This window comes from Paenibacillus sp. FSL H8-0104 (assembly GCF_038050215.1).
GTDB lineage: Bacteria > Bacillota > Bacilli > Paenibacillales > Paenibacillaceae > Paenibacillus > Paenibacillus amylolyticus.
The window spans coordinates 2,260,401-2,280,535 of record NZ_JBBOTC010000001.1 but is presented as its reverse complement, the minus strand read 5'-3'; the positions used below and the strand labels follow the sequence as shown (position 1 = coordinate 2,280,535).

General features: G+C 46.0%; 22 protein-coding genes, 1 tRNA gene and 1 pseudogene. 9 read left to right on the top strand and 15 right to left on the bottom strand.

What is annotated here, in order from left to right; all coding sequences use genetic code 11:
- Nucleotides 1–125: 125 nt before the first annotated feature.
- From NST38_RS10360 to NST38_RS10345, 4 genes are all read left to right on the top strand, one after another.
- A complete protein-coding gene (locus NST38_RS10360; protein ID WP_076249918.1) occupies nt 126–1,280 on the top strand; it encodes a THUMP domain-containing class I SAM-dependent RNA methyltransferase in 1,155 nt (384 codons plus the stop codon).
- Nucleotides 1,281–1,495: 215 nt separating this feature from the next.
- The gene (locus NST38_RS10355; protein WP_076249919.1) at nt 1,496–3,496 is read left to right on the top strand and encodes an LTA synthase family protein; all 2,001 of its coding nucleotides are present in this window, start codon (nt 1,496–1,498) and stop codon (nt 3,494–3,496) included.
- 75 nt (nt 3,497–3,571) lie between these two features.
- Nucleotides 3,572–4,000, top strand: a complete 429-nt coding sequence (locus NST38_RS10350) for a cytidine deaminase (RefSeq protein ID WP_076249920.1) — start codon at nt 3,572–3,574, stop codon at nt 3,998–4,000.
- Nucleotides 4,001–4,082: 82 nt separating this feature from the next.
- The gene (locus NST38_RS10345; protein WP_076249921.1) at nt 4,083–4,808 is read left to right on the top strand and encodes a DsbA family oxidoreductase; all 726 of its coding nucleotides are present in this window, start codon (nt 4,083–4,085) and stop codon (nt 4,806–4,808) included.
- 354 nt (nt 4,809–5,162) lie between these two features.
- Here the strand turns inward: NST38_RS10345 and NST38_RS10340 are convergent, their stop codons facing one another.
- On the bottom strand, nt 5,163–5,993 hold the full coding sequence (locus NST38_RS10340; RefSeq protein ID WP_076249922.1) for an aldo/keto reductase: 831 nt from the start codon (nt 5,991–5,993) through the stop codon (nt 5,163–5,165).
- A gap of 174 nt (nt 5,994–6,167) precedes the next feature.
- The gene (locus NST38_RS10335) at nt 6,168–6,449 is read right to left on the bottom strand and encodes a hypothetical protein (RefSeq protein WP_076249923.1); all 282 of its coding nucleotides are present in this window, start codon (nt 6,447–6,449) and stop codon (nt 6,168–6,170) included.
- A gap of 149 nt (nt 6,450–6,598) precedes the next feature.
- On the opposite strand from NST38_RS10335, the gene NST38_RS10330 reads away from it, so the two are divergent.
- A complete protein-coding gene (locus tag NST38_RS10330; RefSeq protein WP_076249924.1) occupies nt 6,599–6,997 on the top strand; it encodes a hypothetical protein in 399 nt (132 codons plus the stop codon).
- Between the two features lie 100 nt (nt 6,998–7,097).
- Here the strand turns inward: NST38_RS10330 and NST38_RS10325 are convergent, their stop codons facing one another.
- The 10 genes and pseudogenes from NST38_RS10325 to NST38_RS10280 form a co-directional block, all read right to left on the bottom strand.
- Nucleotides 7,098–7,319, bottom strand: coding sequence for a DUF1450 domain-containing protein (locus tag NST38_RS10325; RefSeq protein WP_017689421.1), 222 nt, complete (start codon nt 7,317–7,319; stop codon nt 7,098–7,100).
- A gap of 21 nt (nt 7,320–7,340) precedes the next feature.
- Nucleotides 7,341–7,643 (bottom strand): heme biosynthesis protein HemY, encoded by a 303-nt coding sequence (locus NST38_RS10320; protein ID WP_036609727.1) that lies wholly within the window; start codon nt 7,641–7,643, stop codon nt 7,341–7,343.
- A gap of 142 nt (nt 7,644–7,785) precedes the next feature.
- Nucleotides 7,786–8,043: a hypothetical protein gene (locus tag NST38_RS10315; RefSeq protein ID WP_017689423.1), complete on the bottom strand. Its 258-nt coding sequence runs from the start codon at nt 8,041–8,043 to the stop codon at nt 7,786–7,788.
- 196 nt (nt 8,044–8,239) lie between these two features.
- A complete protein-coding gene (locus NST38_RS10310; protein WP_370511406.1) occupies nt 8,240–9,451 on the bottom strand; it encodes a M14 family zinc carboxypeptidase in 1,212 nt (403 codons plus the stop codon).
- A 228-nt stretch (nt 9,452–9,679) separates the two neighbouring features.
- Nucleotides 9,680–10,489, bottom strand: a complete 810-nt coding sequence (racE, locus tag NST38_RS10305; protein ID WP_076249991.1) for a glutamate racemase — start codon at nt 10,487–10,489, stop codon at nt 9,680–9,682.
- Nucleotides 10,490–10,708: 219 nt separating this feature from the next.
- Entirely contained in the window at nt 10,709–11,086 is a 378-nt protein-coding gene (locus NST38_RS10300; RefSeq protein WP_017689426.1) for a YtxH domain-containing protein, read from the bottom strand.
- Nucleotides 11,087–11,269: 183 nt separating this feature from the next.
- Nucleotides 11,270–12,184, bottom strand: a complete 915-nt coding sequence (locus NST38_RS10295; RefSeq protein WP_076249925.1) for a DUF4261 domain-containing protein — start codon at nt 12,182–12,184, stop codon at nt 11,270–11,272.
- 10 nt (nt 12,185–12,194) lie between these two features.
- Complete coding sequence (locus NST38_RS10290; RefSeq protein ID WP_076249926.1) at nt 12,195–12,656, bottom strand: DUF86 domain-containing protein; 462 nt, start codon at nt 12,654–12,656, stop codon at nt 12,195–12,197.
- Nucleotides 12,657–12,829: 173 nt separating this feature from the next.
- A complete protein-coding gene (locus NST38_RS10285; RefSeq protein ID WP_017689429.1) occupies nt 12,830–13,117 on the bottom strand; it encodes a Dabb family protein in 288 nt (95 codons plus the stop codon).
- 285 nt (nt 13,118–13,402) lie between these two features.
- Nucleotides 13,403–13,786: pseudogene (locus tag NST38_RS10280) on the bottom strand (phage holin family protein); the annotation flags it as partial.
- 448 nt (nt 13,787–14,234) lie between these two features.
- On the opposite strand from NST38_RS10280, the gene NST38_RS10275 reads away from it, so the two are divergent.
- Nucleotides 14,235–14,831, top strand: a complete 597-nt coding sequence (locus NST38_RS10275) for a helix-turn-helix domain-containing protein (RefSeq protein WP_017689431.1) — start codon at nt 14,235–14,237, stop codon at nt 14,829–14,831.
- Nucleotides 14,832–15,054: 223 nt separating this feature from the next.
- Here the strand turns inward: NST38_RS10275 and NST38_RS10270 are convergent, their stop codons facing one another.
- Complete coding sequence (locus NST38_RS10270; protein WP_341343955.1) at nt 15,055–16,209, bottom strand: sn-glycerol-1-phosphate dehydrogenase; 1,155 nt, start codon at nt 16,207–16,209, stop codon at nt 15,055–15,057.
- A 158-nt stretch (nt 16,210–16,367) separates the two neighbouring features.
- On the opposite strand from NST38_RS10270, the gene NST38_RS10265 reads away from it, so the two are divergent.
- Complete coding sequence (locus NST38_RS10265) at nt 16,368–16,553, top strand: hypothetical protein (RefSeq protein WP_036609735.1); 186 nt, start codon at nt 16,368–16,370, stop codon at nt 16,551–16,553.
- A gap of 105 nt (nt 16,554–16,658) precedes the next feature.
- On the opposite strand, the gene NST38_RS10260 is transcribed toward NST38_RS10265, so the two are convergent.
- Nucleotides 16,659–16,742 (bottom strand) — tRNA-Leu (locus tag NST38_RS10260).
- 225 nt (nt 16,743–16,967) lie between these two features.
- On the opposite strand from NST38_RS10260, the gene NST38_RS10255 reads away from it, so the two are divergent.
- Both NST38_RS10255 and NST38_RS10250 read left to right on the top strand, forming a co-directional pair.
- Entirely contained in the window at nt 16,968–17,960 is a 993-nt protein-coding gene (locus tag NST38_RS10255) for a Gfo/Idh/MocA family protein (RefSeq protein ID WP_076249928.1), read from the top strand.
- A 224-nt stretch (nt 17,961–18,184) separates the two neighbouring features.
- Nucleotides 18,185–18,547, top strand: a complete 363-nt coding sequence (locus tag NST38_RS10250; RefSeq protein WP_036609739.1) for a winged helix-turn-helix transcriptional regulator — start codon at nt 18,185–18,187, stop codon at nt 18,545–18,547.
- Between the two features lie 50 nt (nt 18,548–18,597).
- On the opposite strand, the gene NST38_RS10245 is transcribed toward NST38_RS10250, so the two are convergent.
- Nucleotides 18,598–20,109 (bottom strand): sensor domain-containing diguanylate cyclase, encoded by a 1,512-nt coding sequence (locus tag NST38_RS10245; protein ID WP_306068484.1) that lies wholly within the window; start codon nt 20,107–20,109, stop codon nt 18,598–18,600.
- Between the last annotated feature and the right edge of the window lie 26 nt (nt 20,110–20,135).

Genomic DNA, 20,135 nt, shown 5'->3' with positions numbered 1-20,135 from the left:
TGCATACGTTCACCGCATTTCTCATTGTAAGTTTTTTCACGGAAAGCGGCAAGGCCGCACCGTTACTATACAGCAGAGAGAAGGATTTCCCTTCTCCAGCTTGAAATGGAGTTGAAATGAATCACATGGCTCAATTGCAATTGATTGCAACCTCGGCGATGGGACTCGAGGCTGTTGTTGCCCGGGAACTGAAGCAACTGGGGTATGAAGATGTTACGATCGACAATGGCCGGGTTTTCTTCACAGGAGATTATATTGATATTTGCCGTTGTAACCTGTGGCTGAGAAGTTCGGATCGCGTATTGGTGAAAATGGGTGAATTCCCTGCCACGACTTTCGACGAATTGTTTGAAGGCACCAAAGCGTTGCCTTGGGAAGAGTGGATTCCAGCCGACGGCGAATTCCCTGTAGAGGGTCGTTCTCAAAAATCCCAGTTAAGCAGTGTGCCTGCATCACAAGGGATCGTGAAAAAAGCAATCGTAGAGAAACTGAAGCTGACTTATGACACAGAGTGGTTCCCAGAGGATGGATCTCGTTATGTGATTGAGGTCATTCTGCTGAACGATCGCGCCCTGCTTACTTTAGATACAACGGGACCAGGTCTGCATAAACGGGGTTATCGTAAACTCGTCACCGAAGCGCCACTCAAAGAAACACTTGCTGCCGCTCTTATTCAGCTCAGTCGCTGGAATGTATCTCGTCCATTCTATGACCCATGCTGTGGATCAGGCACAATGCTGATCGAAGCCGCTATGATCGGCTGGAACATTGCACCAGGACTTCGTCGGACCTTCAACTCAGAGGACTGGGCTGTCATTCCTGAAGAATTATGGGAACAGGCGCGCGAAGAAGCATTTGATGCTGTTCGTGACGATATCCCGTTACAAATTTCAGGTAGCGATATTGATCCGGAAGCGATTGAAGTTGCTATGGCAGCGATCAAAAGTGCTGGGTTCGCCAAAGATATTGAAGTCAGCGTCCTGCCCGCTCATCGCGCAAGACCACAGGGTGAATATGGTGTTATCATTACCAATCCCCCATATGGTGAACGTTTGAGTGAAGAAAAAGAAGTTCAGAAGTTGCTCCGCTCATTAGGGCGCAGTTACCTCGACATGCCAACATGGTCCTTTTTTGCAATCACGTCAACCAAAGCTTTCGAGGAGTATTTCGGTCATAAGGCAGACAAGCGTCGCAAGTTGTTCAACGGACGAATTGAAACCCAGTACTATCAGTATTTGGGCCCACTGCCCCCACGAAATAAAACACCACAATCTTCATAATTATTTCGAATCTAAAGTGCTCCTGCCATCTATGGCCGGGGCGCTTTTTTTTGTGCGTTATTCTAGTCATATGAATTCACCGACTTCGGTCTTCGCTTCCGCAGAAATCAATTCTCCCTGAGGCATAGTTGAAAACACATGAGGCCACGCTATAATGGATGGAGCCCTATTTTACATTCCGATAACAAAACAACAAAAGCAAGGGGGACATACATATGGTTGTCACTCGGCTTACGCGCAGCTCCATGCCACGCGGGCTTCTAAATCATCCATTAACGTTATATCTTATTTTTCTTGTGCTCATGCTGCTCAAACTCATGTGGCTCCATCACAATCTTCACGCTTATAACATTACGATGGGACTGCTGGATAAAGTCATTGCTATTGGATCTTTACTACTCTTGTCCTTCTGGACCTGGTTGCTGCCACGTAGAGGAATGATCGTGTCTCTCGTGGTGCTTAACCTGCTGCTTACCGCACTAATCTACGCCGATATGGTGTATTATCGCTATTTCCAGGATTTCTTGACCATCCCGGTATTGTTGCAGGCGAGACAAGTTGACGCATTGGGTGACAGCATCGCTACATTGATCTACACAAGCGATCTATGGTTCTTTGCCGATTGGCTTGTCGTCATTCCGTTCGCTGCTATCGTACTGTTCAGCAGACGTTACCGTTCGAAGCACTCCAGTACGTCTGTTACTGGTTACGGGAGTTATTCGTATAACGATGGCAAGGCACGGTTGCGCCGCCGTCTCACGGCTGGCAGCATCGCCCTTGTGCTGGGACTTGGCCTCGCGGTTGGCCCGATTTATTTCTACAGCAAAACATGGGCCAAAGGCCTGTTCGATAACAACTGGTGGAATGTATCCATGTATAATGTGACCGGACTGCTCGCTTTTCACGGTTATGATCTGTACAACTTTGCCAAAGACCACATCGGCTCCGGGCCGCAGGCTGATCCCGCTGATGTCGAACAAGCAAAGGCATTCTTTGCTGAAAGGCAAGGAGCTGAACCACAGAACGATGCCTTGTTTGGAAAATATAAGGACAGCAATGTCATCATTGTCCAGGGTGAGGCTTTTATGAACTTCATGATTGGCCAGAGCATTGGCGGTCAGGAGATCACGCCCCATTTTAATGAACTGATGAAGGAAAGCCAGTATTATAGTCACTTTTACCACCAGACCGGTCAGGGCAGAACGTCAGATGCCGATTTTGGCGCAAACATTTCCCTACATCCACTTCCGGTTGGATCCGCGTTTGTACGTTATGCAGACCATACGTATGATTCCCTTCCTTCCATCCTGAAGGATAACGGGTACAGCACCAACGTATTTCACGCTTATGAGAGTGGCTTCTGGAATCGGTATACGATGTATCAGAACATGAAGTACGACAAGTTTTATAGTAAAAATGATTTTGCACAGGATGACCCGCTTGGCTGGTCCCTGTCTGATGAATCCTTTTTCCGGCAATCCGTTGAGAAAATGAGTAGTGAGGTGACCGAACCATTCTATTCCTTCCTAATCACTCTTACCAGTCACCATCCGTATGCCTTGCCAAAAGAGAAGCAGCAACTGGATGTAGGCGAGTTCCAGGGAACCATGTTTGGTAACTATCTGCAGTCCGTTCATTACGTGGATTCGGCGCTCGGCAAGATGGTCGAGGATCTGAAAAATCGGGGATTATGGGAAAATACCATCTTTATGTTCTACGGAGACCACGACAACTCAATTAAGGAACAATCACAATACGAACAGTTCTTGGGACGTTCGCTGAACGAACTGGATATGGCACAGATCATGAACGAGGTTCCCCTGCTCGTGCATTTACCTGACGGAGCAGCTGCCGGAACCATCAACGAACCTTCGGGACAACTGGACATCACGCCTTCCGTAATGCATTTGCTAGGTTTATCCGACCAGTCCTATTATCACATGGGTAACAACGTATATGACGGGTCTGGGCGTACGGTTGTGCTGCGTAATGGTACATTCTCGGATGGTTCTGTATTCTATATTCCATCGGATGATTATATCTATGAGAGCGGTGCTTGTTATGACCTGTCCACACGCGACAAAACGGACATCAATGCTTGCCGCCCCGGTCATGATGAAGCAACCAAGCGATTGCATGTCTCGGACACGGTCATTACTTATGATTTGATTCAGCACTTTCGAGAGGAAGACAATTCAACAGCAACATCACAATGAGCGATATCGTAATGACAAGCTAAACAAATACACGAAATGAATTAAATTGGATTTAAAAAGGGGAACTTGCATTACATGACATCACACACTGAACCACTCAATATTGAACAGCAATTGTTCAATGCAGCTGCAAAATTTGTGAAGCAACGTTATCCTCAGGGATGGGGCGGCGCGGGTGCCGTCTATACCGAAGCTGGATCGCTGCTGATTAGTGTAGCTCCAGAGGTCATCAACGATGCGACGCATCTATGTATGGAAACAGGAGCTTATCTGGAAGCCCACAAATTGAACGAACGTGTCACCCACTCCCTCTGTATCGCTCGTGATGACGAGCATTCAGAATTCAAGGTCCTTACACCTTGCGGTGTATGCCAGGAACGATTATTTTACTGGGGCGAAGAAGTCAAAGCTGCCGTATTTGATCCTTCTGGCCAACTGGTCTTCAAGAGACTGGATGAGATTCAACCTTACCATTGGTCCAAGGCATATCGGGATAAAAAGTAATCTCCTTGCGAATTATAGAAAGTGGCTTTATAATTGTAACCATATTGGTTTCAACTAAAAGGATGATGGAGGTTTTAATAAAATGAATATTGAGATATGGTCTGATTTTCTGTGCCCTTTCTGTTATATCGGTAAACGCCGCCTGGAGAATGTACTGGAACAGTTCCCACACCGTGATGAAGTGAAGCTGCAATTCAAAAGCTTCGAGCTTGATCCAAACGCTGCATTGAACCCAGGCAAAACCAATTCGGAATATTTGGCTGCCAAATATAATATGAGCGTGGAACAAGCCAAAGGTATGAATGCCCAGATGAATGCCAATGCTCGTACGGCAGGACTGGAATACAATATCGATGCCATGATCCCTACAAACTCCTTCTCAGCTCACCGCTTGACACACTGGGCAGATACACAAGGCAAAGCGCTTGAACTGAGTGAACGAATCTTCCAAGCTGTGTTTATTGAAGGTAAACACTCCGGCGACACTGAAGTGTTGGCTCAGTTAGCAGAAGAAGTCGGCTTGGATCATGACGCAGCTGCGGCAGTGCTGTCCAGTGATCAATTCACCGACAATGTCCGTGCTGACCAAGCAGAAGGCGAGCAACTTGGTATCCGCGGTGTACCGTTCTTTGTATTCGACCGTAAGTTCGCCGTATCGGGCGCTCAGCCTGACGAGGTGTTCCTGGATGCCATTCAAAAAGCATGGGACGACCGTTCCCCTTTCACCATGGTTGAATCCAACACAACAGAAACAGACGGCAGTGGCATCTGCACAGATGACGGATGCGAAGTCCCGAAAAAAAATTAAGCCAATTCACATACAAAAAGCAGCAGGATCAGGGATATTTCCCGATCCGGCTGCTTTTTCTTATACTTCTTAATTACCCACCAAATCTAAAGATGGATTTGTAATTTTCACGATAACGGAGTGGGCAGAAAAAAGCTGGAGAAGCGGAGCGCTCGCATTTATCACCGGATTTCTCCCTTGATACAGGGAATTTCAAAAAAATCCGGGGATAACGGCGATCGAAAGATTGTTCTGCACAAGTAGTGTCTTAGCGTGACCGATTATGCTACATCTTAAACCCACGAAGAACGATTCCGTAACCGGAACAATCACAAGTAGTTCATCAAACACTTATATTCAATTAGCGCCACCTACTTAATCCCAAAACAGTTGATCCGGATGTGGACCCGTCCGCTTATCTGAATCCAGTGCATCAATCTGTTTCAACTCATCCGGTGTCAATTCAAAGTCAAAGATGTCCGCATTCTCACGAATCCGCTCCGGGGTAACCGACTTCGGAATCGTCACAATCTGATTCTGAATGTCCCAACGCAGAATAATCTGTGCTGGCGTTTTCCCATATTTCTGGGCCAGCGCTTTGAGGGTAGACTCTTGGTTCAGCTTGCCTTTCATGATCGGGCTCCAAGCCTCTAACTGAATTCCCTGCGCCCCGCAGAAATCCTGAAGTTCCTGCTGGATCAGACCCGGATGCAGCTCTACCTGATTAACCGCAGGCACCGTTCCGCCCTCATCTATAATATCTTGCAAATGGTGTACTTGAAAATTACTCACACCAATCGCACGAATGCTTCCTTCGCTATATAGACGTTCGAATGCTCTCCACGTCTCCTTATACTGGTCTCTGCCAGGCCAGTGAATTAAATAAAGATCAATCACATTCAATCCAAGTGCCTTCTGACTGGCTTCAAATGCTCTCAACGTTGAATCAAATCCCTGATCCTCGTTCCAGAGCTTGGTCGTCACAAACAGTTCGTTACGGGCAACACCACTGCTTGCAATAGCTTGTCCCACTTCTTCCTCATTGCCATAGATGGACGCGGTATCAATACTACGATATCCAACCTCCAAAGCGGTCTCAACCGCCTGTTGTACTTCCTTACCTTTTGCTTTATATGTTCCAAATCCTAGCCATGGCATCGTTACTCCGTTGTTCAGAATCGTACAATCTGTAATATGTTTTGTCATTCTGTACCTCCCGTATGGAATTTTGCCTGCTCTTGTTCTATTAACCTTCTCACAGAATTTTAAGCGACCATTCGACATACTGTCGGAGTAAACCCATGGACCCAGAGTCTTTGCAAAAGATATGAAGAACCCGCAAAGCATTGCTGCCCTGCGGGTTCTGATGTGACAGGAACGTTATAAATTCCCTTGACCGTGCTGACTCTGGATTGAATTCAATTTTCTCTTCTCCTCGATGAACATTTCCTCTGCCAACTCAACACCTTGCCCTCCGAGTGAAAGCTCTGCTTGTCGCATCGCCTGCTCCGTGTGTGCCAGACGTCGCTCCGCCTGTACAATGGTCTGTGCAGTCGGATGAGACATGGCCTGAGATACAGCATAATGAAGCTTGTTCACCGCATTTTGCGCCTGAGATACGGTGGTATCGGCTTGCAAACTGGAATCATAACGCTTCGGCATGAGTATTCCTCCTTGGGATTATCATGTTCCTGTTACCCCTTTAGGATGGATAACACAAGCCTTCCTTATTCTTCTTTTGTGTTTTTATCGTAACTTTAGTTGATCACGCTACGTTTATTAGATAATCATGTGAGTCGGGAGGAATTTATTTGAAGAAAATATTACTGACACTTTGCATGTTGCCCTTGCTCATTTGGGTACAGGGCTGCACTCCTGCTACATACGAGATAGAAGGATATACAGCGTCATCCATGAACCCAGACATCCCGGTTCCAACCAATGCAAAACTTATTGAGAACATAACTTATTCCGATGATCCAAATCTTAAAAAAGGCGCTAATTACGAACTGAAACATATTGGGGGTGAGCAAGGACTATACCCGCCAATGGATTATTTTCAGAAGCTAGCGGATACAGGATGGGTGGAATTAGAGGAAGAACGGCTGGGACATGTACATTTTCTGAAAAAGGATACGACCGTCATTGCCATTGAAATTCGAGAAGATACCTTCCAAATTACTGAGTTGGTCAAAGGTGCTATGGAGTAACACACCCTTTCACCGCTACCCAAACGCAAAAAAGGAGAGGCACGTAGCCCCTCCTTTCTGATGTGTGGACAGTTTTCTCCACTCACCTTGTTATATCCTATTACTTCACAAACTTTGCGACTTTGGCGAGCACTTCTTCTTCTGTCGGCGCACTGATATACCGACCATTAATAAAGACAAATGCACGTTTCGCGCAAGGACCGCAATAGGATTTGCACCCAATCTTGATCTCCGTGTCTGGAGCCATTTTCTGCAACTTGGGCACAATCGATTTCAGTCGGACATGATTACACTTTTCGCATACGCGGATATCGTTAGCCATGAGTTCCCCTTCTTCGCGCCCTTAGTGGTCGCCGTGATTACCCTGGGACGGATTTGTAATAACAAATCCCTCTTCCGGGAAGTAGAGGTAGTCAATTTTAACACCGTTTAACAAAGGCTGATCATTCGCGAGAATGACATCAATCTCTTTATCGGTAGATACAACTGTATCATTTTCTTTTGGTGTGTCGATATCCAGGCCGTAGTGAGCATGGTCACCATGTGCATGGGTGATGACAACGCGCAGTTTTTTTCCTTCGTTCTCCGGCTTGTCCAATTCAAGCTTCAATACTTTAGCAGCATTACGCGTAATTTTGCAGTTCATTCTCTTCATCTCCTATATTGTAATTGCAGATTTCAACAATTTCAGCATTCTTAAACTACAGCATCTATTGTAAAGAAAGTTACCGCTCTTCGCAATAACATTGATGCGAATTCAATGTCAATATGATCCATTTAGGCACAAATTAAGAAGGAGCCCCTTCCTGAAGCACAGGATATTTACGTTCTGCCCGGCTTACAAACCAGTTCATCAGAATCAAAGTGACCCCGATATCATCGATGGGCATAAACGGCATTACGTCAGGAAGTACCCAGTACAACAGCGCTGGAATAATAAACAACAGCTTTTCTCCCAAAGGAATCTGCGGAGCCCGGAGCAGCCGGGGGAGCCTTTTGAAAACTTGTGTCCATCGTTTGAACGACAGCAGTCTTCTCCACTTCATTTGAATCCCTCCGTATAATTATATATGTCGCCGAAAAGGCACATCCATCATTACCCGTTCGAAAACCATTCAGAACGAATGACGTAACATGCCATTATAAAAAATAATAAAAACGGAACGTCGCTCATAGCGTCCGTTCCTGTTATACGAATGATCTACTGTTAAGTTTCACACCATCATAATTCAGGGTCTTGCCTCATTGTCCATTGGATAACAGTTCAGCCAGCAACATTCCCACTTCTATACAAATATCATCAAACTGTTCTACGGGAAGCGGATTAACACCCAATCCAACTTCTACCGTGAAGCCCGGTCTACCGAAATCTTGAATAAACCAGTCCTTGTATCCGGCATCACTGCCACCGAGCTTCACCGCCTTGTAGCCGGAAGCTTTGGCGAGTCTACGCGACAGTGGTCCACTCTCCCTGGGTTCCAGATCACGGTAGTTCCAATAGATCTCCTGTCCCTGACTATGCAGGGATACAACCGCATCAAATGTATGTTGCTGCGTCCACTGCGCAAGCGCCTGTGCCTCCGGTTCTGTCAATGGCGCTGTCCCCGCATAATCCCTGGGGCCCGGTGAGGTTATACCTCTTCTCGCTGCCTCTTCATCCCAATGGGCTGGAAATTGATCATTCAGATCCACCCCTCTGATGTTGGCCTTCCAATGGGTGAAATGTGATCTGTCGGCATTCCAGGCCAACAACTGCTGTGCATGTGGATGCTGATTGACCACACCTTCCTGAACCAGTTCGACCCCGTCCGGATTAACCATCGGCACGGCCCAGAGTGTCGTCTCTTGCATCCAGCGTTCTGTCTGGTATTGATGCCATGCCCTATGCGCACCATACGCCTCGGCATACTCTTCAATAAACTTCATCAGAACTGCTGTTGTCAACCACTCATTCGCATGAACGGAAGCGTTAACATGGATATGTCTCGCCCCTTGCCCAATACGCAAATAAGGCAGTGACTTGCCCATGACACTTGTTCCGATTGAACCCGTTTCAATAAACGGGTATTGATTCTCCAGCTTGTCTATATCCCTGATTAATTCTCGATAACCATACTCTCCCTGAATCTTTACAATAGTTTTTCCATTCGAAGCCGGAATATGAATACAGCGACCAACCCAGTCGGTTATATTGGTAATTTCAGGATTGGCCTGGCGCAACAACTCTTCGTCCAGACCAAATCTCCCTGCAATCTCCCCAACACTTTCTCCAGGCGGTACAGCGTATCTGCGACCTGTCCCGGGGACAATACGCAGCATCTGACCTGCCAGCAAGTATGGCTGGGAAGCCACTTCCGGGTTTAGTGCAGCAAGGAACTCTTTGGTCATATGGTGTGATGACGCAATTCGCGGCAACGTATCTCCCCGCTGAACAATAATCCACTGCAGATCCATGTTGTTCTCCTTTCCACAGGAAAAGACAGGTCTCCTGTCCAGTTCTGACCAATTTCGTGTCTGTAACATATGTATGCAGGTCAGGTTGTCCGTCATGTGACAAGAATCATGTTTATCTCCGGTTAATGCATAATGACGACAAAAAATCCCGGAACTTCACAGTTCCGGGATAGTCCACAACCAAATTACATTAATTAAAAGTCTTATTCATGCATAATTTGAGTATAACTATGATAATTGCGTAACTTGCCAGACAACAGGAGTCTTGGAGATCTGCTCCCCCAACCATCGACGGGTGATATTCTGGAACATTCTCGGGTCACCCGTGCAGAAAAATTGATGCACCGGAGTCTCATCCCCACTGGCCAGCTTTCGTTTATCATATAAAATCGTACTGATTTCACGTGCCGTTTCATCTGCTGAACTGATTAACTTCACTTCCTGTCCCATAACTTCCTGAATCGTGTCCATGAGAAAGGGATAATGCGTACAACCCAGAATAAGACAATCGATTGGCTGTTGTTTGATCTCGCCCAATGATTGTTCCACCGTATGTGTCGTGTGCTCGGAACGAAATTCACCTTGTTCCACCAACGGCACCAGCGCCGGACAAGCCTGACTGACCACATCAATATAGGGGGACAACTGCTTGAGTGCCGATGTATAAGCCCCACTACCTATGGTACCTGTGGTACCAATCACACCAATACGTCCTGTACGTGTCGCTGTGATTGCGGCCCGCGCACCTGGATGTATAACACCAATGACAGGCATATTCACCTTGCCACGGATATACTCCAACGCGGCTGCTGTTGCTGTGTTACAGGCGATAACGATAACCTTCGGATCGAATTGGATCAAGAAATCAACGATTTGTTCCGTAAATTGTTTTACTTGTTCGGACGAACGGGGTCCGTACGGTGTCCGGGCAGTATCCCCAAAATAAATGATCTTTTCCCGCGGGAGCTGACGCATCACTTCCTTGGCGACGGTCAATCCCCCCACACCGGAGTCTAATATAGCGATTGCTTGCTGCACGAACACACCGCTTCCTTCTTCATTGAATTGGTTCTCAAAACGATTGTTTCTCAGAGCTTTCTTCCTACCGTATGAACATTCCGGCAAAAAGGTACCTACATCTTACCCGATTTCATCGCAGGGTTCAAATTAAATCCACGCGCTACGTCATCTATGTGTGGACACGCAACAAAGCAGGCTCTCCTCTAAATAGAGGAAAGCCTGCTTATCAAGCTTTGCTTAGTTATCGTCCTTGGACTCATCCGCAGGAAGCTTCGCTACAATGTCAATTCCGGGTTCATCCACTGTTTTATCGATATCATTATCAACAATGGCTGCCGAGATGCGAATTTCTTTCCCTTCAGCGCAATTACGCCAGGATTGAATATCCTGAATCACAACATCTGCGGTCTCTTTAACTTTGGATACGATCTGCGAACTTTGTTCTCCCACGATACCAGCCAGTTCCTGACCTTTCTCCGACACCTGACGAGCACCTTCTGTAATATCCTGACGAAGTTCACGTCCCGATTTCGGCGCCAGCAATAATGCCGTTACTGAACCAACCACGGAGCCAATAAGAGCTCCCCACAACAAACTTTTGTTAGAATCCTTCACGTCACATCTCTCCCTTTACTATTGTTTAAGTACCGGATCAGAAGCAACGGTCTGTCGCTCAGCCATCCGGGCGAATGCCTACTCTGTTGATGCATTATAAGCAGCACAGGCTTGACTTGACACTCCAGATGTTAAAAATAATCTGAACGCCCTTTTTGAATGGATGCAAATGACGGCTTAAACTCAGTTCTGACGAGCCGGCTCGAGATCAGCCGCGGCATGCTCATCCCCCGGGTCCAAATCAATCACATATCGTCCAGGTGCAATCAATGCTGCCTGATGTTCACAACGCCAGCGACGTCCACCTGAAGAACCCAGTGTCTGTCCATCTTGCAGAACATCCCCCTGATCAAATATGTAATATGCTGCACCCAGTAAGGTCTGAGCCACCGTATCGGGATCAAGACCAACGAAGTGACACTGGACATCAGGTACACCCAGCGCAGATAATCCCACGGTATCCATGACCAACCCGCGCTGTTCCTCTGTACCTCCGGCTTGATACATTCGAACGTTCATGGCTGCATACAGATGTTCCTCACGTTCCTGAGCTTGCGTGTATGCTTCCGGTTCAACCAGCTTATCACTGCCATACCAATACAGCGCGTCACAGGTCACACTCTCCATGATTGCCAGTACAGTCTTCTGAAACAGCTCCAGGCGCTGTTTACGAGGCATGGCAGCCGTGAACATATCATGTATCCGAATGGAGTAACGCGCAGCTTCCACAGCTTGTCCTGCATCCGGCCAATGCCATGCTTGTTGCAGAGCACCGCCAAAGCGAGCACGATCTGCGATTTCATTCACAGGAAGCATACAAGTCTGAGCAGGGATATCCCCTTCCTGGAAGGATACCTTGTGGTCCAGATGATAGAAGACAAGCATCTCATGCTTTTGCCCTCCGCTCTCTTGTTTCACATCCAGTCGGACTTGTCCTGTATGACGGATCATAGCTTCCTGCAAACGCAGGCGATCCACCTCTGGACGTTCCCGGAACAAAAGTTCAACCATATACACCGGATGGAATCCGGAAGGTGTTTCATTTGTTTCGTTACTTTCAGTATTTACTTCATTGAATTCTTTTGATTCATTTGTCATGCGATTTCCCTCATTCCTTACGCTGTCCCTCGGCTTGTGCCGTATTGAAAGGACCAAGTTCTTTTTCCACGTAGGCGCTAACCTGAGTAGTAAAATGTTCAAGTATACTCGGCAACTCTACGCTAAGCGGATGGAGCTCAGACCGCTCCCAAGTGTAATAATCCTGCACCAGTGGCTTGCGTAACGTGACAAGCTGACGCAATATCTCATAGGTCGGATTATCAAAAACCTTTTCTTCATAATTAATCTGAATAATATCATCATAGCTGCTTGCATCTCTCATGATGAAGCCGTCTATCAGATAACTTCCCACATCGGTAACAATCTCGATCGCCAGGTGAAGACAACGTTCCTGTACCATACCCAGCATGAGACTCCCATCCCAAGCTTCTGCTGCCCCGCGAAGCCCTTCAGTTACTTCTGGTACAGCAGCAAGCCGGCGGGCAATCTGTTCTCTGTTCACATAATACATTCGTTCACTTCCCGTTCAGTGAGTTATCGGTTCCGTTTCCCTCTTCGCTTAAGCCAGAATATCATCACAGGACAAGCGATTAGAAACACAACAAAAATATATAGAAATTCCATAACGTCTCTTAAATCGCTCATGCAGAGTCCCCTTTATCTCAACGTAGTTTGAATGAAAGATCAGATTTCGTAGTCCACTGCAATTGACTGTTCTCTGACTTCATTCATGTACTTTATAACTTCCTGATGAAGCGGGTGTACCTGATACGCCTGGAGATCCTCCAGTGACGCAAACTCAGCTGTGAGTGAAATGTCGAACGATCTCTCCGAGCGAAGCACATCAATCCCGATTTCAAGTGAAACCAGGACATCAATTTTACCTTCCAGATTGCGAAGCACCTGAGCTGCAGCTTCAATACTTTCTGCTGAGCGATCTTTCATTTTGAACAGGACAATATGTTTTATCATCTGGGCAAACACCTCGTTTAATATAATAGTAGAAATGAATGAATTTTCATGTATCCAAAATATATCATAACGTTCTCTATTACGAAAGGATACTTGGAAACGTTCTCTTGATAAGAAAAACTAATCCGAACCGTTTCCTTTCGATTCGGATTTCTTTTGCGATCCATCCTCCGTCTGTTTCGCGGAGTCATCCTGCAAAGTTTGTCCTGTTTCAGCCTGCTGCTTGATGTTGTCTGGAGTTTGCTGTGGTTTGGCCCATTCACGATTCATCAGATCCTCCTGATCTTCCTGTTTCTTCAACACTGCAATGGCCTGTCTGAGCTTTGCAGGCAATGGAAGACCGATTTTGGCATAATTCTCGGTAATCGAAATGAGTTCATTCACCAGATAGAAATAAATAGCTCCTCCTTTGATAAAATCGGTTCCCATGATCAGATCAATTCGATGAGCAAGCAAAACAACGGTCAGCATGAGCCCTTTGCGAGCAATCCCCCAGAATCCAATGTTGCTATTCAACCCGGTACCTGTTCTTACCGCCGCTGCCAAACCTGTTATATAATCCACAGCCATCGCGACCGCGAGCAGGCTCAGCAATTGATCCCATCCGCCAAAAGCAAACGTAACAAATGCTCCCGAGATGACAGCAAAGGTATTCACAGATAGATGCACGTTCCTCACCTCTCCTTTACACTTGAGTATCATACAATATATGTAAAAGTAAGAGATTTGACAGGTCACATGTCATGCTGAACATGCGGATTTATCATTTCAGATTTGTGCACATCCTCTTCTCAACAGGGGAACGAAAATCACATGCTTTTGGGGAATTCAGGGAAATAAACCGCATCATATCAACAAAAAACAGATAAAAGTTCTTTAGACCTATTAATAAGTAATTAGAACTATATTATTTTTATTCCTGTTCAATTTCTCCCCTCATTTTTAGTGAAACATTGTAATCTAGGAATATACTAGGATGTGAATTGCGCATGGTCTAGTTCGTAGTTCCCTCTTTATCGTGAATTCACGCATTGACGCATTTGTAACCGGTAATCCCGGCACTTGAAAGTACCCCGTTGTTTATTGTAGTATTTGGTTAAAAAAAATCGGAGGAAATATGCCTAATCAACCAGAACAACATTCCATCCAGGCGTGGTCTCTGATCAACCGTAAATACTTGGGAAAAGGCGTCCGTGTTAAACGATTCCGAAAACCGACACGCTGTCAAATCCGCAATCGTGTTCTTCTTGCCGTGCTGATGGCCAATGATATCAAGTTGTCCCAGCTTGCTGAAGACCTCTCCATCTCTTCACGTAGTGTCAGTGCGTGGGTATATGAAGGGCGGATACCCGGCAGTACCAATTTGGACAAGACTTGCCAATTACTCGGCTACCCGCGTCATATTCTCTTCAATGAAGAAGTTGTGCGTAATAGCCCTGTCATATGTCAACCCGAGTCATCTCGCTTCATGAAGCGTACGGTGACCCGTTCTCCGGTTAGTAACCGTATTTTGACAGGCTTGTGTATGGTCCATGATCTGTCGGTGACAGATGTCAGCCACTGGATCGGGGTTCATCCCGGCACTTTCCGCAAATGGCTGCATCAGGGAACACTGCCTTCTGCTGCATTTCAGGAACAAGCGGAGCAATTTTTCCGTATCCCGAAAACTATTTTGTTCGCAGATGTCATCTTGAAAGATCGTCGCAACAACTAAATAAGCGAACAGCCAAAAGGCTCTGATCTCCCCATAGGGAGGCCAGAGCCTTTTTTAAAATAAAATGTATGCCTTCTCTCTCGGATTTGAAGCACTGTTCTGGCTACTCCATCAGAAATGTCAGATAACCTATCCTTCTTCACCTTTTGCTCCCAAGGAGAGCCATCACAGCCCGTTACAAGCGAAGTTAAAGCATTTCATCATGATCATTCTCTCTAAAAGGTCATCCTAAACTCGTGTTTAACACTTCATTGATATATCTCAATCCGGTATATCGAGGACGAAGCGTATGCGCTGTGTTGAATGCATGTTCCACCATCTCCGGGGTTACACCGAGTTGCTCAGTAGTCACAGGTCCACCTACTTGTTCCAACCATGCGATGAGCTGAGAAGCCTCCGGCAATTGATCATATATCCCAAACACTGGTTCACCCGATGTCTGTGCAAGTTCTTTATATTTCACTGTAAGCAATGCACATGCTACACCAACTTTGGCACCATGCAGAACCGGTCTTTCTTCCGCTTGCATCAGATCCATCTCCAAAATATGGGACAGATGATGCTCACCTCCGGATGCCGGACGGGAATGGTCAATGATCAGCATGGAGATACCGGAAACAATTAATGCGTCCATTAATACAGCCACTCCCTCTGCTCGCCCCTCCGCAATCGCTTGTACATGATCTATGCAGGTATTCAGCGCTTCTTCTGTCATCCGATAAGCAACCGGACAGAACGGTTCCCCGCCCAGATCACGAGAAACAATCCAATCTGCAAGGGAAGTATATTTGCCAAGCATATCTCCGAATCCGCCAGCCGTCATCACTTGGGGAGCTTGCTCCAGGATATTCATATCAGCAAAAATGGCTTCAGGCGGAACAGCCTGAAATGTCTGTTTGATTCCGCTTACAATTAAGGGTGCACCCGCAGAGGTAAAGCCATCTACTGAAGCCGCTGTCGGTATCGACAGAAAGGGCTTATTCATTTTGGAACAAACAAATCTCACCAGATCATGAATGGTACCTGAACCCACCGCAATCACAGCCTGACTTTCGAGTCTCACACCCAACATGACCTGTACAATAGCTGCTTCATCCGCAATGATATCCCCCGTGCGATTCTCCGGTAGAGCGATCTCATCCACATGCATTCCCGCTTCGCGAATACTACTCAGCACATCAGATCCGGCGGCCCGAAACGTATGTCGATCATAAACAACCGTCACCTGACGATATCCTTGCTCAGACAAATAACCCGGTAACCTCTGAATGGCACCAGCTTCCAGATGTATCAGCATATCCACCACTCTGTGTTGATGACCGCAAGCACACTGCTGTGCTTCCTCATTCCATGCTGCAATTCGTTCGTTCATATTCATTCGCTCTTACCCTCCCATATGAGATATCATGCATAATTAACGGGTTAAAACCACAAGATAAAAAAGGAAATAAAATGTGATGATTTTCCTGATCACACTTTACTGCCTGTACCCAATATTTGCAAATCCATATCTCACATTTCCAAGTAGGTGAAGCAATGAAATTAACGAAAGAATTAGGAATTTCGCTCGGATTTCTCGCCGGAACCACTTTTGGCAGCGGTATCGCTTTTTTGTTTCGTCTCCAGTCGGTTGAAGTGGTTGCCAGTGTAACGCTATTTGGTATTGCAGGAGCCATTGCCGGGATCATCACGGCAGTCATTCTGCGCCAGCGGCAACATTAGCATTGGCATGCTGGTAGCAAAATGTAGGCTTCACACGAATGATCCACAAAATAAAAAAAGGTTCGTGAATTGCCCTAGAGCAACTCACGAACCTTTTTTGTTAGATGCGGTCGAGAGGACTCGAACCTCCACGGGGGTTAGCCCACACGGACCTGAACCGTGCGCGTCTGCCAATTCCGCCACGACCGCATAATATGTATCTCCTCATCCATCGATGAAAAGCGTTCTGGTGAAACAATTCCTTGTTTTACCGTAATTCAGAGTATACATGCTCCAAAATAAAAATGCAACTTCTTTTTTATTCATTCAAGAATAGGACATATGTCCTTTTTTCTCAACTTCAAACACCCTATCGTAGCATTAAACAACAAATATACCATCCATACGAATGCAAAAATGAAGGAGAGATCCACCTTGAAAACAACCCATCTGTGCTTTATCGGTGCCGGGTTTCATGCATCCACGAATATTTACCCTTCTGTTGTTGAAGCCGGAGCGCAGATCCAGGCCATTGCCACACGCAGTATGGAACGCTCTGAAGCAGCTCTGCTGCGATTTGGCAGCAACGGACAAGCGTATGACAATGCTCAGCTTATGTTGCAGCAGGAAATCTGTGACGGAGTCGTTGTGGTCGCCCAGCCTGTAGATCAGACCGCTCTTGTTCTCGAATGCATTCGGGCTGGCAAGAATGTATACGTGGATAAGCCGCTCGGATGGAACGCAGCGGAAGCCGCGACTGTAGCAGAAGCTGCCGAGCAGGCTGGCGTCGTTGTCATGGTCGGTTTTATGAAGCGTTATGCCCCCATATACATGAAGTTGAAGGAGCTAATTGATAGAAGTTCGCTAGGTAAGGTACGTTCATTCCAGATGAAATTTGCTGTAGACAGTACCCCATTTTGCAAGGATGAGGAACAGTTCATGAAGCTCGCTGCCATTCATATGGTTGATCTGATGCGTTACTTATTCGGAGAAGCAATACGAGTTACAGGCACAACCGTGAAGGATGGGGAACACATTAATCAAAGCATTTCCCTTGTATTTGAAAATAACGTAGTAGGTAGCGCTTATTTTACCGGCATGAGTGCTTGGTCACGGGAAAGTGAAAGTGTACTCGTCACCTTTGACAACGGATTTGCGTCAGCTGAAGAGATCAACACACTTACTGTTCATCAATCCCGAAGCTCGACCAGCCTTCCCTGGAAATCTCTCGAGGAGCAAGATACTGTGTATACACCTTCCGGATCTCCAATGTCCGGAGCTTATCGGGACCTTTATCTACGCGGGTTTGTTGGTGAAATGGCGCACTTCATCGCGTGTTGCCAGAATCAGACTGTCCCACATTCCAGTGCCAAGGATAATATTGCAACGATGGCTCTATGTGACTCCATTCTAACGTCACTGAAGTAGCGTATATACGCTCATCATCATATTTTATTCATCCAGCGAAGAGCCTAAAACCCGGGCTCTTTTTTTATCTTATAGACATCAACACATCTGCCTTCAACTATAATTAGGGTTTATAATCCGCATCATAAGTGATATGCTCTTTCATGAACTATACGTACGTTATGTAATATAACCACCCAAATAGATACTATAGAAAATCACCGGAAAGTGGAGGTGTACTTATAATGAAAAAGGACGCAACCAAGCTATGTCCCGCGCCATACGGCTGTTCCGTGGAAGTTACCCTCAGTGTGATCGGAGGCAAATGGAAAGGTGCCATTTTGTATCATTTATTCTCCGGTCCTTTGAGATTTAACGAGATCCGAAAATTGTTTCCTGACATCACCCAGCGTATGCTCACCCTGCAACTTCGAGAGTTGGAAAGCAGCGGAATTGTTCATCGTGAAATATACCCCCAGATCCCACCTAAAGTGGAGTATTCCCTCACACCATTCGGTGAAACGTTAAGGCCGATTATCTTCAGCATGCGAGATTGGGGAGAAACGTATACAAATGAGGTTCTGGCCAGATCCTCACAAGAGGTATAGTACACAAAAGAAGCTGTCCCTGGTTTTTAGGGAACAGCTTCTTTGCTCGCTTATTTAATAACCGATTGGATCGTAACCGTACGGTTACGTCCCTCTTCCTTCGCTTGATACAGTGCATTATCCGCCAAGTGAAACAGTTCTGTGGATGTTGTGGAGTGCTTCGGATATTCAGCAATTCCAGCCGAGATGGTCACGGAACGATCTATAGGCAATACGCTTTCTTCGACCGTTATTCGGATACGTTCAGCAATCTCAAAAGCGACGTTAGACTCGGAATTTCTTAACAAGACTACAAATTCCTCTCCACCAAACCTGGCGCAGACATCTTCTGGTCGAACAGACAATTGAATGATATTGGCAATGTGTTTTAATACTTCATCCCCAGCATGATGCCCGAATGTATCATTAATGGACTTGAAGCGGTCGATATCCAGAACAATAATGGAGAATGGCACCTCATCCTGAATCCATTCCTGAATGACTTCTTCGAAGGTTCTGCGATTGTTCATGCCTGTTAAAACATCGGTTCTGGCATCATAGACAAGCTGGTTTGTCTGTTTCCTAAAGTTCGCCAATGCGCCAACAACTGCTCTTGTTAGAAGGTCTGCCTCTCTATTCCAGTGAGGCTTCATCACAGGCAGATCTACTTGTCCCTTATCGACCTGATTCACCAAATCAGCCAGCATAGCAAAAGGACTGGCCAGCTTGCGTGCAACCCGAACCACAATAAGGGTCAGGATCAGAAAAGGCACTGAGGTGTACAGCAACAACATACGGATATGATGATTCAACTGATCGTACACCGTTTGGGTTGGAGACACGATTACGACGCCCCAACCTGTTGATGGAACTTTGTAATAACCTGCAAGCGAATCCACACCTGCCAGGTTTTTGTATTGTTCTTTACCGTTCTTGTTTACTAGCAGCTTTTGCACCACTTCATTTTTACTGACATTTTCACCAATTCGGTTGGTGTTTGGGTGAAATAACAATGTGCCCTTCTTATCCACAATAAAAAAGTAGGAACCATTACTTGTCTTGAGCTGACTGCCAAAAGACAGACTCAATATATTATTTTCCTGTAAAAAGATATTTCCACCAATCGTTCCTTGGTACTCCCCTGCCGAATCAAAGATCGGTTCACTGACAAATACAATTCTGCGTTTGGTTCTGGGTGTCTGGTACGCTTCGGAGATATACGAAGTTCTCAATTTAACCGCTTCTTTTGCTGCATTGGAACTAACATGGTGACCTACACTAGCCTCTGAGTAAGGTGAGGTTGACCTGACTACCCCCGCTTTATTTACCAAAGAAACGGAATTGAAAAAATTACTGCTATTGCGAACTAAATCCAATGTGGAATTCAACTCTTTTGTATTGGAGTGATCCATATCCGGGAAATAATTGGCTGCATATTTCAAGCTCTCCTGCATGGAATAAAAAAGCGAATCCAGCGTTTGACTCATTTGCACAGCGCTTGCATAGTTTAAGGACAGGGTGTTATCAATGAGTGACTGTTTCTGAGATGTATAAGATGAGATGACCATGAGGGTCAATGTCATTATAACTGAAATAGTGACCAACCCGC